9 protein-coding genes are annotated in these 12,589 nt (G+C 74.6%); 6 read left to right on the forward strand and 3 right to left on the reverse strand.

What is annotated here, in order from left to right; all coding sequences use genetic code 11:
• The first annotated feature begins 107 nt into the window (after positions 1-107).
• The 5 genes from pheS (at position 108) to OG937_33890 (ending at position 8,990) form a co-directional block, all read left to right on the forward strand.
• Positions 108-1,241 carry a phenylalanine--tRNA ligase subunit alpha gene (pheS, locus tag OG937_33870; GenBank protein ID WUD76325.1) on the forward strand — a complete coding sequence of 378 codons (1,134 nt, stop codon included), beginning with the start codon at positions 108-110 and terminating at the stop codon, positions 1,239-1,241.
• Positions 1,241-3,742 (forward strand): phenylalanine--tRNA ligase subunit beta, encoded by a 2,502-nt coding sequence (pheT, locus tag OG937_33875; protein ID WUD76326.1) that lies wholly within the window; start codon positions 1,241-1,243, stop codon positions 3,740-3,742. Before pheS ends, pheT begins: the two co-directional genes overlap by 1 nt.
• 218 nt (positions 3,743-3,960) lie before the next feature.
• Positions 3,961-5,136: a serine/threonine-protein phosphatase gene (locus OG937_33880; protein WUD76327.1), complete on the forward strand. Its 1,176-nt coding sequence runs from the start codon at positions 3,961-3,963 to the stop codon at positions 5,134-5,136.
• Between the two features lie 89 nt (positions 5,137-5,225).
• The gene (locus OG937_33885) at positions 5,226-5,519 is read left to right on the forward strand and encodes a hypothetical protein (GenBank protein WUD76328.1); all 294 of its coding nucleotides are present in this window, start codon (positions 5,226-5,228) and stop codon (positions 5,517-5,519) included.
• 879 nt (positions 5,520-6,398) lie between these two features.
• Complete coding sequence (locus OG937_33890) at positions 6,399-8,990, forward strand: AAA family ATPase (protein WUD76329.1); 2,592 nt, start codon at positions 6,399-6,401, stop codon at positions 8,988-8,990.
• Here the strand turns inward: OG937_33890 and OG937_33895 are convergent.
• Positions 8,981-9,844, reverse strand: coding sequence for a 3-hydroxybutyryl-CoA dehydrogenase (locus tag OG937_33895; protein ID WUD76330.1), 864 nt, complete (start codon positions 9,842-9,844; stop codon positions 8,981-8,983). The two genes, OG937_33890 and OG937_33895, sit on opposite strands and share 10 nt — an antisense overlap.
• 314 nt (positions 9,845-10,158) lie before the next feature.
• On the opposite strand from OG937_33895, the gene OG937_33900 reads away from it, so the two are divergent.
• The gene (locus OG937_33900) at positions 10,159-11,451 is read left to right on the forward strand and encodes a family 10 glycosylhydrolase (protein WUD76331.1); all 1,293 of its coding nucleotides are present in this window, start codon (positions 10,159-10,161) and stop codon (positions 11,449-11,451) included.
• Positions 11,452-11,522: 71 nt separating this feature from the next.
• On the opposite strand, the gene OG937_33905 is transcribed toward OG937_33900, so the two are convergent.
• Both OG937_33905 and OG937_33910 read right to left on the reverse strand, forming a co-directional pair.
• Positions 11,523-11,726 carry a DUF1918 domain-containing protein gene (locus tag OG937_33905; protein WUD76332.1) on the reverse strand — a complete coding sequence of 68 codons (204 nt, stop codon included), beginning with the start codon at positions 11,724-11,726 and terminating at the stop codon, positions 11,523-11,525.
• Between the two features lie 95 nt (positions 11,727-11,821).
• Positions 11,822-12,565 carry a nucleotidyltransferase domain-containing protein gene (locus OG937_33910; protein WUD76333.1) on the reverse strand — a complete coding sequence of 248 codons (744 nt, stop codon included), beginning with the start codon at positions 12,563-12,565 and terminating at the stop codon, positions 11,822-11,824.
• Positions 12,566-12,589: the final 24 nt, after the last annotated feature.

Genomic DNA, 12,589 nt, shown 5'->3' on the forward strand with positions numbered 1-12,589 from the left:
CGGGCGTGACCAGCCTTTCCCCGTGGCCCCGATAGACTCGACCCTTGGCATTCAGCGGTCGGGCAGGCAGGTCGGCCACGCCATCACCCACATCGGAACGGGAAGAAATGTCGGCACCGAACAAGTCGTACGACCCTGTCGAGGTCGAGGCACTGAAACCGGAAGAGATCGAGCGCCGGCGCGACGAGGCGCTCGCCGCGATCGCGGAGGCCGCCGACCTTGACGCGCTGCGCGAGGTCAAGGTCGCCCACACCGGGGACCGCTCGCCGCTCGCCCTCGCCAACCGTGAGATCGGCGCACTGCCGCCGCACGCCAAGGCGGACGCGGGCAAGCGCGTCGGCCAGGCCCGCGGCACGGTCAACCAGGCGCTCAAGGCCCGGCAGGAGGTGCTGGAGAGCGAGCGCGACGAGCGTGTGCTGGTCGAGGAGGCGGTGGACGTCACCCTGCCGTACGACCGTGTCCCGCGCGGCGCCCGGCACCCGCTGACCACGCTCTCCGAGCGCATCGAGGACGTCTTCGTGGCCATGGGCTACGAGGTCGCCGAGGGCCCCGAGGTCGAGGCCGAGTGGTTCAACTTCGACGCCCTCAACATCTGGGCGGACCACCCGGCCCGCACCATGCAGGACACGTTCTTCGTCGAGGGCGACAAGCCCGCGGGCTCCGGCCCGGAGGAGAGCGGCGTCGTGCTGCGCACCCACACCTCCCCGGTGCAGATCCGCTCCCTGCTCGACCGCGAGCCGCCGGTCTACGTGATCTGCCCCGGCCGGGTCTACCGCTCCGACGAGCTGGACGCCACCCACACCCCGGTGTTCAACCAGGTCGAGCTGCTCGCCGTCGACGAGGGCCTGACCATGGCCGACCTCAAGGGCACCCTGGACCACATGGTCCAGTCGCTCTTCGGCGAGGACATCACGACCCGGCTCCGCCCGAACTACTTCCCCTTCACCGAGCCGTCCGCCGAGATGGACATGGTCTGCTACGTCTGCCGCGGCGAGTCCGTCGGCAACCCGGACCGTCCCTGCCGCACCTGCGGCAGCGAGGGCTGGATCGAGCTCGGCGGCTGCGGCATGGTCAACCCCCGGGTGCTCACCGCCTGCGGCGTCGACCCGGAGAAGTACAGCGGCTTCGCCTTCGGCTTCGGCATCGAGCGCATGCTGATGTTCCGTCACAACGTCGAGGACATGCGAGACATCGTCGAGGGTGACGTGCGCTTCACCCTTCCGTTCGGGATGGAGATCTGATGCGGGTCCCGCTTTCTTGGCTGCGGGAGTACGTCGACCTGCCCGCCGGCGAGTCCGGCCGCGACGTCCAGGCCAAGCTCATTTCCGCCGGCCTCGAGGTCGAGACCGTCGAGCAGCTCGGCGCCGGGCTCAAGGGCCCGCTGGTCGTCGGCAAGGTGCTCACCATCGAGGAGCTGAGCGGCTTCAAGAAGCCGATCCGCTTCTGCACCGTCGACGTCGGCACCGCGAACGGCACCGGCGAGCCGCAGGAGATCGTCTGCGGCGCGAGCAACTTCGCCGTCGGCGACAAGGTCGTCGTCATCCTCCCCGGTGGCGTGCTGCCCGGTAACTTCGAGATCTCCGCGCGCAAGACCTACGGCCGCAACTCGCACGGCATGATCTGCTCCGCCCGCGAGCTCGGCATGGGCGACGACCACGACGGCATCATCGTGCTGCCGCCGGAGCACGAGGCCGGCACCGACGCCATAGAGCTCCTGGAGCTCGTCGACGAGGTGCTGGACATCGCGGTCACCCCGGACCGCGGCTACTGCCTGTCCCTGCGCGGCGTCGCCCGCGAGGCCGCCATCGCCTACGGTCTGCCGCTGCGCGACCCGGCGCTGCTCGACGTGCCCGGCCCGAACTCCTACGGCTACGAGGTGCGGGTCGCCGACCCGGTCGGCTGCGACCGCTTCACCGCGCGCACCGTCACCGGCCTGGACCCGGAGGCCGGCTCGCCGATCTGGCTGCAGCGCAGGCTGCAGAAGGCCGGCATGCGCCCGATCTCGCTCGCCGTGGACGTCACCAACTACGTGATGCTGGAGCTGGGCCAGCCCCTGCACGCGTACGACCGGCACCGCATCGAGGGCGCCATCGGCGTCCGCCGGGCCCAGCCGGGCGAGAAGCTGACCACGCTCGACGGCCAGGTCCGCGTCCTGGACCCCGAGGACCTGGTGATCACCGACAACCGCGGGCCGATCGGCCTGGCCGGGGTCATGGGCGGCGCCAACACCGAGATCGACGACACCGGCGCCTCGACGACCGACGTCGTCATCGAGGCGGCGCACTTCGACCCGGTCGCCATCGCCCGCACCGCGCGCCGCCACAAGCTGTCCTCCGAGGCGTCCAAGCGCTTCGAGCGCGGCGTGGACCCGCAGGCCGCGGCCGCCGCCGCGCAGCGCACCGTCGACCTGCTGGTGCTGCTCGCGGGCGGCACCGCCGAGGCGGGCGTCACCGAGGTCATCGCGCCCTCGGCGCCGCACACCCTCACCATCCCCGCCGACCACCCGGACAAGGTGGCGGGCATGGCGTACGGCCGCGAGACCGTGGTGCGCCGGCTGCAGCAGGTCGGCTGCGACGTCTACGGCGCCGACGAGCTGATCGTCACCGTGCCGTCGTGGCGGCCCGACCTGCGCGACCCCAACGACCTCGCCGAGGAGGTCATCCGGCTGGAGGGCTACGAGAACCTGCCCTCCACCCTGCCGAACCTGCCCTCCGGCCGCGGTCTGACCGAGTCGCAGAAGCTGCGCCGCCGGGTCGGCCGGGCGCTCGCCGGGGCCGGCTACGTCGAGGTGCAGAACTACCCGTTCCTCGGCGAGGCCGTCTTCGACCAGCTCGGTCTCGACGCGGACGACCCGCGCCGCATCACCGTCAAGCTGGCCAACCCGCTGTCGGACGAGGAGCCCGCGCTCCGCACGTCCATGCTCCCCGGCCTGCTCGGCGCCCTGCGCCGCAACGCCGGGCGCGGCGCGCACGACCTCGCGCTCTTCGAGACCGGACTGGTCTTCCGCCCCAGCGGCGAGGAGCCCGCGCCGCCGCGGCTGCCGGTCGACCGGCGCCCGACCGACGCCGAGATCGCCGCGCTGGACGCGGCCCTGCCGCGGCAGCCGCGGCGCGTCGCCGTCGTCCTGGCCGGAGCCCGTGAGCAGGCCGGCTGGTGGGGCGCGGGCCGTCCCACGGGGTCGGCCGACGCGATCGAGGCGGGCCGGATCGTCGCCCGCGAGGCCGGGGTCGAGCTGATCGTCCGCCAGGACCAGCAGGCGCCCTTCCACCCGGGCCGCTGCGCCGCACTCCTCGCGGTCGTCGACGGCGAGGAGGTGCTGGTCGGCAACGCCGGCGAGCTGCACCCCCGGGTGATCAAGGCGCTGCACCTGCCGGAGCGCACCTCCGCCATGGAGCTCGACCTCGACCGCCTGGAGCGCGCCGCCGGCGGCCCGGTCGTCGCGCCCCGTGTGTCCACCTTCCCGGTGGCCACCCAGGACGTCGCCCTGGTCGTGGACGCCTCCGTCCCGGCCGCCGAGGTGGAGGGCGCCCTGCGCTCCGGCGCCGGCGAACTGCTCGAATCGCTGCGGCTGTTCGACATCTTCACCGGTGAGCAGATCGGCGCGGGCAAGAAGTCGCTGGCCTACAGCCTGCGCTTCCGCGCCCCGGACCGTACGCTCACCGCGGAGGAGGCCTCCGCGGCCCGTGACGCCGCCGTCGCCGCCGCGGCGGAGAGCACGGGAGCGGCCCTGCGAGGCGCCTGAGGCGCACGCATGCGGGTCCCTGTGGGGCGCCCCCGGTCCGCCGGGTGCGCCCCACCGGCGTTCCCGCCGGTCACGTAGCCCGATCGGGTGAAATGGCTCCACTGGGTATCCGGTTCGTCGCGCCGAGTCGCCACAATCGATCGCGAACCAGGGCCCACTCGACGCGGGGGCTGTGTCGTCGCCGACCGCGTCAACGGCTTCAGGGGGAGCCCCGAGGCATGATCCGACCCAGGGCAGTGGGCCGCCCGAGCGGCGACAGGGCACGGGGGTTGGCGCTCCTGTCGCTGCCGGGGCTGTGGGTGGCCGCGGTGCTGGGCCTGGTCTACGCGGTGCCCGGGGGAGTCCAGTGGGTGCCCGCCGTGGTCGCGGCCCCCGTGATCGCCTGCGCCGGGACGGGACGCCGCCGCTGCGTCCTGGCCAGCGGCGGGCTCGCCGTGGCGGCCGTCGCGGTGCCGGACACGGGGCAACGGCTCGGCACCGAGGTCGCCGTCCTCGCCGTCCTGGCCGTCTGCTTCCTGCTCGTCGACCGCAGGGCCCGGCTCGCCGCCGAGCTCGACCGCACCCGGGAGATCGCCCTCGCGGCCCAGCAGGTGCTGCTGCCCCCGCTGCCGCAACGCGTCGACGGCCTCGTGGTGGCCGGCGACTACCTCTCGGCCAGCCGAGGCGCCCGCCTCGGCGGCGACCTGTACGAGGTGCTCGCCACGCCCCACGGGGTGCGTGCGGTCATCGGCGACGTGCGCGGCCACGGTCTCGAGGCCATCGGCACCGTCGCCGCGCTGCTGGGCAGCTTCCGCGAGGCCGCGCACGACGAACCGGAGCTCGGCGGCGTGCTCCGGCGCATGGACCGGGCGCTCCACCGGCACCTGCGGGGGCGTTCGCACGCCGCCGAGGAGTTCGTGACCCTGATGCTGCTCGAACTGGGCGAGGACCGCGACGTCCAGGTCATCAACTGCGGCCATCCGCAACCGTACCTGCTCTGCCCCGGCCGCCCCGGGCACCTGCGCGCCCACCCGCTGGAGGCCGGCGAACCGTTCCCGCCGCTCGGTCTGTTCGACCCCGGTCCCGGCACGAAGGCCGTCCCGTGCGGCGAACTCCTGCCCGGGCAGGCGCTGTTCCTGCACACCGACGGCGTGATGGACGCCCGGGACGCCGCCGGGGAGTTCTTCCCCCTGCTGCCGTCCCTGGAGGGGGCCGCCCAGGCGGCCGCCCGCGGCGGCGCGTTGTGCGCGCGGTCCCTGGTCGACGGGGTGCGGGCATCGTTCCTGCGGCACACGCGGGGGCGGCTCACCGACGACATGGCACTGCTCGTGCTCCACCGGGACACCCCCGCGGTGCCCGCCCAGACGGCCGCCGCCCGCACCGCAACCGGGGTTCCCGGAGTGCCGCGCCCTTGATCCGGCCCGATCCTTGGTAAACCTGGGTCGATCCCCCGAGCGAAACGCCCATTGCTCGTATACCGGCCAGAACGAGGAGAGGGGCAGGCATGGCAACCTCCACCGTCACCGGAGCCGAACTGTCCACGCCCACGGGAGAACTGATCGCCGTGGTCGGCCCGCCCGGCCCGCAGCGCTCGGCGCTGCAGCTCGCCCTCAACAGCGCACCCTGGAGCCGGGGTCCCTCCGTCACGACGACCGTCATCAGCCGCGGCGCGTGGAGCGAGCTGCGGCGCGTGGCGGCCGCGGGGATCACGGTCGTCGCGGCGTGCGACAGCGCGGTGGCCGCGGATGCGGGGGCGCACCGTGTGGTGCTGCTGCCTCATCCCGATGGGGTCGCCTGACCCCGTGTCGCCGTGTGCGGGTCGTTTGTGCTCCGCGGTGCCCCTTGCGGCCTGTGGTTGTGTGCGGGTGCGTTGCACTTCGCGGACCGGGGTTCCTGGTGCGGCCCGTCGTTCGTGTGCGGGTTGTTTGCGCCTGCGGCGGGCGTCCCCCGCCCTCCCGCCCTCCCCCAGCCTTCGGCCGGGGGGACCCCCATCCGGCGCGGTCAGTGACCGCCTCGCGCGGTCGTTGTGGGGTCGGTGCCGCGCCGGCGCACTCCCTCAGCCTTCGGCCGGGGGGACCCCCACAGCGCTCGCGGTTTACCCCAACAGAGTCGGGCGCCGGGTTCGCCGCTCGTCTTCCCCAGCCTTCGGCCGGGGGGACCCCCATGGGCGCACCCCGCCACACCCCCTCCCACGGGTTGGGGCGACTGACGGCCGGTGGGGGGTGAGTAAGGCACCTGCGGCCACCCCGGACCGCTTCCTCACCCCCTCCGGCCGTTGGTCGCGGAACCGGCGGAGGGGGCGGGGTCGGAGGGGTGGGCGTTCTGGACGCTGACGTGTATTTGTTGTGCGGCACAGACGGCACCGATCTTGACCGCCCGCCATGCACATAAATATGCGGTCCAGAATGCCCAGCCCCGGAGGCCCCGACCCCGGCCCACCACGAACCGCGCGCAGGCCCGCACCGACCGCGCCGGGCAATCGGGCGGGAGGGCGGGGGATGCCCGCCGCAGGCGCAACGCACCCGCACCCAACCACCGGGCAGCCCGGCGCAGCCGCCCGCAGGCGCGAACAACCCGCACACGACAACCGGCCGCAAGGGGCGACACCGGGCAACCCGGAAGGCCGACGTGACTGCGGCCATTGACAAGGCAGTTGGGCAAACGTTGTCATGAGCATATGCCGTCCCTGATCGGGCGTCGGGAGATCCTCGACCATGCCCGGACACAGCTGACCGCCGGTCCGGGTGTACTGCTCCACGGAGCGGCCGGGATCGGCAAGTCCGCCCTGCTCGCGGCGCTGACCGACGAGGTCCCGCCGGGAGGCTCCGTGCTGCGGGCGGTGCCCGTCGAGGAGGACGCCAAGCTGCCCTTCGTGGCGCTGATGGACCTCTTCGCCCGTGTGCCGGAGGAGTACGTCGACGGGCTGACCGCGGGGCCCCGGGCCGCACTGCGGGCGGCGCTGCTGCGGGGGCACGAGCCGGTCGCGACGCAGAGCCGGCTGGCCGTGCGCGACGCGGCCGTCGAGCTGTTGCGGGCGCTCGCGGCGGCCGGCCCCGTGCTGATCGTCGTCGACGACCTGCAGTGGCTCGACGTGCCCAGCGCGGAGGTCCTGTCGCTCGCGCTGCGGCGGCTCCCGCCGGGCGAGGGCGTGCGCTTCCTGGCCGCCGAGCGGGTCGCGGAGGGCGAGGAGCCGCCCGGGTTGCGGTGCTGCCCGCCGGGCACCACGGCGCTGCTCGTGCCTCCGCTGTCCGACGGCGACGTGGCCGAGCTGCTGCTGGACGACACCGGGGCGGAGCTGCCCGAGCGCGCCGTGCGGGCCGTCCAGGACACGGCCGCGGGCAATCCGCTGTACGCCCTCGAACTCGGCCGCGCCCTGCTGCGGGAGGGCACGCCCTTCGAGGCCGGGGACGTGCTGTCCGTACCACCGCGGCTGCGCGACCTCCTGCTGGACCGGGTGCGGCTGCTGCCCGCCTCCGCCCGGCAGACCCTGCTGGTCGCCAGCGCCGCGGCCCGCCCCACGCTGCCGCTGCTCGGCGCCGCGGGGATCCCGGACCCGGAGGGCGACCTGGGCACCGCGGAGAGCCTGGGGGTCGCCGCGGCCGATGCCGAAGGAACGATTCGCTTCCAGCACCCGCTGATCCGGGCCGCCGTGTACACCGACGCTCCCGAGCACGGCCGGCGCACCGCGCACAAGCTGCTGTCCCGCGTGGTCCCCGAGCCCGTGGAGCAGGCGCGGCACCTGGCCCTGGCCCACCCGAACGCCGATGAGGCCACCGCGGCCACGCTCACCGCCGCCGCCGGGTCCGCGCGCCGCCGCGGCGCCCCCGCCACCGCCGCGGAACTGGCCGCCCTGGCGGTCCGCCGTACCCCCGAGGACCGCCCGGCCGAGCGCGCCGACCGGCTGCTGGCCGCGGCCGAGTACGCGAGCGACGCCGGGCTGCGGGGCGACGCCGACCGGGCCGCGGAGACCGTGCTCGCCGAGGCCGCCTCCGCCCGGCAGCGGGTACTGGCCCGGCTGATCATGCTCGGCAACGCCGGCCAGGCGCTCGGCGCCGCTGGCCGCCTCATCTCGGACGGCCTGGTGGAGGCCGAGGGACATCCCGAGCTGGAGGCCCGGCTGCACCACTGGGCCGCCCTGCGGCACCTCATCGGCGGGCGGCCTGCACAGGCCTCCGCCCACGCCCGCCGCGCCGCCGACATCGCGGTCCAGGCGGACGCCGTCGACACCCGCGTGGCCGTCCTGGCGCTGCTCGCCCGGCTGCACGCGCTGCACGGCGAGGCGGGGGCCGCCGAGGCCGCGCTGGGCGAGGCGTTCGGCCTCCCGGTGCCGCCCGACGGGCCCGGCGCCCGCGAACTGGTGCGCACCCGCGCGATCCTGGCCGCCGACGCCGACCGCATCACCGAGGCGGAGGGCGAGGTGTCCGGTCTCCTGGGCAGGACCGGCGAGTACGCCTCGGTCGAGGAGACCGCCGCCACACTGGTGGCGCTGATCCGCATCCAGGTGCGGTCCGGACGCTGCCGCGAGGCCCTGGACAACGTAGCCCGCTGCGCCGTGCTCCCCGTCAGGGCCGGCAGCGACTCACCGCCGGTGCTGTACGCCGCCGCGCTCGCCGAGACCGCCGGGGGGCGCCTGGAACGCGCGTTGGAGCTCGCCGACCGCGCCATCCGGGCCTGCATGACCGACGGGGACCAGCTCTTCCTGCTGCGGGCCCTGGGCGTCCGCGGCCGGGCGCAACTGCTGGCCGGGGGGCGGGAGAACACCGCGGCGGCCGTCGAGACCCTGCGGCAGGTGCGCAGGCTGGGGGAGACGATGGGCATCGCCGACCCGGTGATGCTGCGCTGGTACGGGGACCTGGCCGAGGCGACCGTCATCCTCGGCGACACGGACTCCGCCGCCGAGATCCTGCGCGCGGCGCGCCGCCGCGCCGGGGCCCGGCCCTCCGCCAGCGTGCAGTCCGCCCTGGACCGCGCCGAGGGGCTGCGCGACTGCGTGCTGGGTCGTTCCAAGCGGGGCGTCACCCGCATCCAGGCCGCCGCCGACCGGTTGCGCGGCCGGTCGCTCCCCATCGACCTCGCCCGCACGCTGATCGTGCTGGGCGCCGCCGAGCGCCGTCCGCGGCGGGCATCGGCGGCCCGGGGCGCCCTGGTCGAGGCCCTGGAGATCAGCTCCGCGGTCGGCGCCGCCCCGGTCGAGGCCCGGGCCAGGGCGGAACTGGCCCGGCTCGACGCGCGGCGGGAGACGACGGCGTGGACGCCGAACTACACGTAGTCGTAGAAGCCGTGGCCGCTCTTGCGGCCCAGCCGGCCCGCGTCGACCATGCGCTGGAGCAGCGGGGGAGCGGCGTACAGCGGCTCCTTGAACTCCTCGTACATCGAGTCGGCGACCGAGGCCACGGTGTCCAGCCCGATCAGGTCGGAGAGCTTGAGCGGGCCCATCGGGTGGGCGCAGCCCATCTCCATGCCGTTGTCGATGTCCTCGCGGCTGGCGATGCCGGTCTCGAACATCCGGATCGACGACAGCAGGTACGGGATGAGCAGCGCGTTGACCACGAAGCCCGCGCGGTCCTGGGCCCGGATCGGGTGCTTGCCCAGCACGTCGGTGACGAGCTTCTCGGCGCGCACCAGCGTCTGGCCGTCGGTGGTGAGGGCGGGGATCAGCTCGACGAGCTTCTGCACCGGCGCCGGGTTGAAGAAGTGGATGCCGATCACCTGCTCCGGGCGGGAGGTCGCCACGGCGAGCTTCACCAGCGGGATGGAGGAGGTGTTCGAGGCCAGGATCGCGTCGCGGCGGGTCACCACCTGGTCGAGCACCTGGAAGATCTCGGTCTTGACCTGCTCGTTCTCGACGACGGCCTCGATGACGAGGTCGCGGTCGGCGAAGTCGCCCAGGTCGGTGGTGAAGGAGAGGCGCTCGAGCGCGGCGTCGCGCTCCTCCTCGGTGATCTTGCCGCGTTCCGCAGCCTTCTGCAGCGAGCTCGTCAGCCGCGTCCGGCCCAGCTCCAGGGCCTCGCCGGTGGTCTCCGCCACCCGGACGTCCAGTCCGGCCCGGGCGCACACCTCGGCGATACCCGCGCCCATCTGGCCACAGCCCACCACACCGACATAACGGATGTCGTCGTTCAACGCCCAGCCTCTCCCTGATCGCGAGATGGAGACCCGGACCGTCGTGAGGTCCGGACCAGCCCGCTCGACATTACACCCGGCCGGCGTACCGGTCCGGGTCCCGGTGCGGCCCGCTCCGACGGGCCCGGCCGCCCCGTTGACCGGCCCCGACACCGCCGGTGACGCCCGCGCGCCGGAGGCGACGCGGGCGCCGCACGGGGCGGGCGGGACCCGGGGGCGCCCCGGACACGCCGGGGTCCTGGGAGGTTGCCGGACGGACCGATTCGGCCCAGTATCAGCGAAATATGAATATGACGGGCGATCAGGGGACAGCCATGCGCCGACTCTCACGCAGGAGCTTCGCCGCGGGCGCCGCCGGGGCACTCGGCACCGTCCTCGCCGCGGGCGAGGTCGCGAGGGCGGCGGAGGGGACGGCCGGGGCGGTGGCCGCGGCGGCGACGGGCCCGGCCGGGGCGGTGACGGGCGGACCCGGTGCGCCGGGGCAGTTCCGCGGCATGTGGCTGGCGACGGTCGCCAACCGCGACTGGCCCTCGGCCCGCGGGCTGTCGGCCCGTCAGCAGCACGACGAACTCCTCGGCTTCCTCGACCTCGCCGTCGAGCGGCGCCTCAACGCGGTCGTCATGCAGGTCCGGCCGACCGCCGACGCGCTGTGGCCGTCCCCTTACGAGCCCTGGTCGGAGTTCCTGACCGGTGTCCAGGGGCGGGACCCCGGCTGGGACCCGCTCGGCACGGCCGTGGCGGAGGCGCACGCGCGCGGGCTGGAGCTGCACGCCTGGTTCAACCCGTTCCGCGTCGCCACCCACGACGACCCGGAACGGCTCGCCCCGGACCACCCGGCCCGGGTCAACCCCGACTGGGTCGTCGCGTACGGCGGCAAGCTCTACTACAACCCGGGGCTTCCCCAGGTACGGCGCTTCGTGCAGGACGCCATGCTCGACGCCGTCCGCCGCTACCCCGTCGACGGGGTGCACTGGGACGACTACTTCTACCCGTATCCGGTCGCCGGTCGGCACTTCGCCGACGACGACGCCTTCGCCCGGTACGGGGAGGGCTTCGACGACCTCGCCTCCTGGCGGCGCGACAACATCGACCTGCTCGTCAGCGAGACCGCCGCCCGCATCCGGGCGCTCCGCCCCGCCACCCGCTTCGGCGTCAGCCCCTTCGCCGTCTGGCGCAACCGCCGCACGGACCCGCGCGGCTCCGACACCCGCGGCGGGGTCCAGACGTACGACGACCTCTACGCCGACACGCGCGGCTGGGTCCGCAAGGGCTGGATCGACTACATCGTGCCGCAGGTGTACTGGCACATCGGCTTCGACGTCGCCGACTACGCCACGCTCGTGCCCTGGTGGGCGCAGGTCGTCGACGGCACCCGCGTCCATCTCTACATCGGCGAGGCCCTGTACCGCGCGGGCGCCGCGGGCGAGGCCAAGGCCTGGCAGGACCCGGCCGAACTCTCCCGCCACCTCGCACTGGACCGGAACCATCCCCAGGTGCTCGGCAACGTCTTCTTCTCGGCCAAGGAGGTCGCCGCCGACCCCATCGGGGCGATGTCCCGGGTCGTCGCCGACCACTACACGACACGGGTCCGCACGCCCCGTTCCTGACCGGGGCGCAGGCGCCGTCGAGACGGACCGCGGCCGCGTGGTGCGACGGCCGCGGTCCGGCACGGAACGGTTCAGCGGGTGGGGGTCGCGCCCCGCCCGTGCTCCACCGTCGAGTCCGGTCCGGGGGACAGGATGCACTCGTGCCCGTCGTCGTACCGGACGCGGTACGGCGGCTCGCCCTCCTGCCCCATGACCTCGACGATCTCGGCCACCTTGTCGTGCTGGCCGACTACCCGCCCGTGCTGCCTGACCCGGTCACCCTTGTTCGCGTGCATCGGTAGACCTCCTGAGAACTCGGCGGTCCGCAGCCTTGCCCCTCCAGTCTAGGTTCGGGCGTCCGCTCCGCACCCTCTGGAACCGGGCCCGGGGCTCAGTCCGGCCGCAGGCCGAGTTCCGCGAGCATGCGCGGGTCGGGGGTGCGCCGGTGACCCGCCCACAGCGGGCCGCCGCAGGCGTGCAGCACCGCGTCGACCGCCGCGGCGAAGGGCTCGCGCGGGCCGCCGCGGACGAGATCCCGGTAACCGCCGAGCAGGAGCCCCGCGAGCTCGGGGTCGGCCTCGCGCAGCCGGCGGGGCAGCCACTTGCCGTCACCGCGCCAGTGGCCGCGCGCACCGAGCAGCAGGTCGGCGGCGCGGTCCAGCAGGGCAGCGGCCACGGCGAGGAGTTCCTCCTCGTCCCGGGCACCGAGGAGGTCGTCGCGCAGGTCGGTGACGGCGTAGCGCCGGTGGTCGCGCTCGGCGTCCGGGACGGCGGGCGGGCCGGCGGCGAGGATGCGCTCCGCCGTGTCGCGCAGCCGGGCGGCGGTGCCGTCGCGGTCGAGCAGGACGACGCCCCGCGCGCACATGAACGCCATCGTGCCGCTGCCGCGGTCGCGGTCCCACCCCATGAAGGCGCGCGCGGACTCGGGCGTGTGCACGAAGAGCTCGACCGGCCAGGAGCCCCAGACGAGCGATTCCGCGTGGCACCCGGCGGGCGGATCGAGGACGACGACCACGTCCAGGTCGGACGTCGCCGTCCCCTCACCGCGGGCCGTGGACCCGCCCAGGAAGCCCCCGAGGGCGTCGGGGAAGCGTTCTGCGAGCAGGGCGCGGGCCGCGCCGACCGGATCGTCCATGGCCGGACCCTACGCCCCGCTCGC

It is taken from the genome of Streptomyces sp. NBC_00510 (genome assembly GCA_036013505.1).
Classification (GTDB): Bacteria; Actinomycetota; Actinomycetes; order Streptomycetales; family Streptomycetaceae; genus Actinacidiphila.

Coding starts and splice junctions, on each gene's coding strand:
- pheS (WUD76325.1), top strand. CDS start 108: ATGTCGGCACCGAACAAGTCGTACGACCCTGTCGAGGTCGAGGCACTG.
- pheT (WUD76326.1), top strand. CDS start 1,241: ATGCGGGTCCCGCTTTCTTGGCTGCGGGAGTACGTCGACCTGCCCGCC.
- OG937_33880 (WUD76327.1), top strand. CDS start 3,961: ATGATCCGACCCAGGGCAGTGGGCCGCCCGAGCGGCGACAGGGCACGG.
- OG937_33885 (WUD76328.1), top strand. CDS start 5,226: ATGGCAACCTCCACCGTCACCGGAGCCGAACTGTCCACGCCCACGGGA.
- OG937_33890 (WUD76329.1), top strand. CDS start 6,399: ATGCCGTCCCTGATCGGGCGTCGGGAGATCCTCGACCATGCCCGGACA.
- OG937_33900 (WUD76331.1), top strand. CDS start 10,159: ATGCGCCGACTCTCACGCAGGAGCTTCGCCGCGGGCGCCGCCGGGGCA.
- OG937_33905 (WUD76332.1), bottom strand. CDS start 11,726: ATGCACGCGAACAAGGGTGACCGGGTCAGGCAGCACGGGCGGGTAGTC.
- OG937_33910 (WUD76333.1), bottom strand. CDS start 12,565: ATGGACGATCCGGTCGGCGCGGCCCGCGCCCTGCTCGCAGAACGCTTC.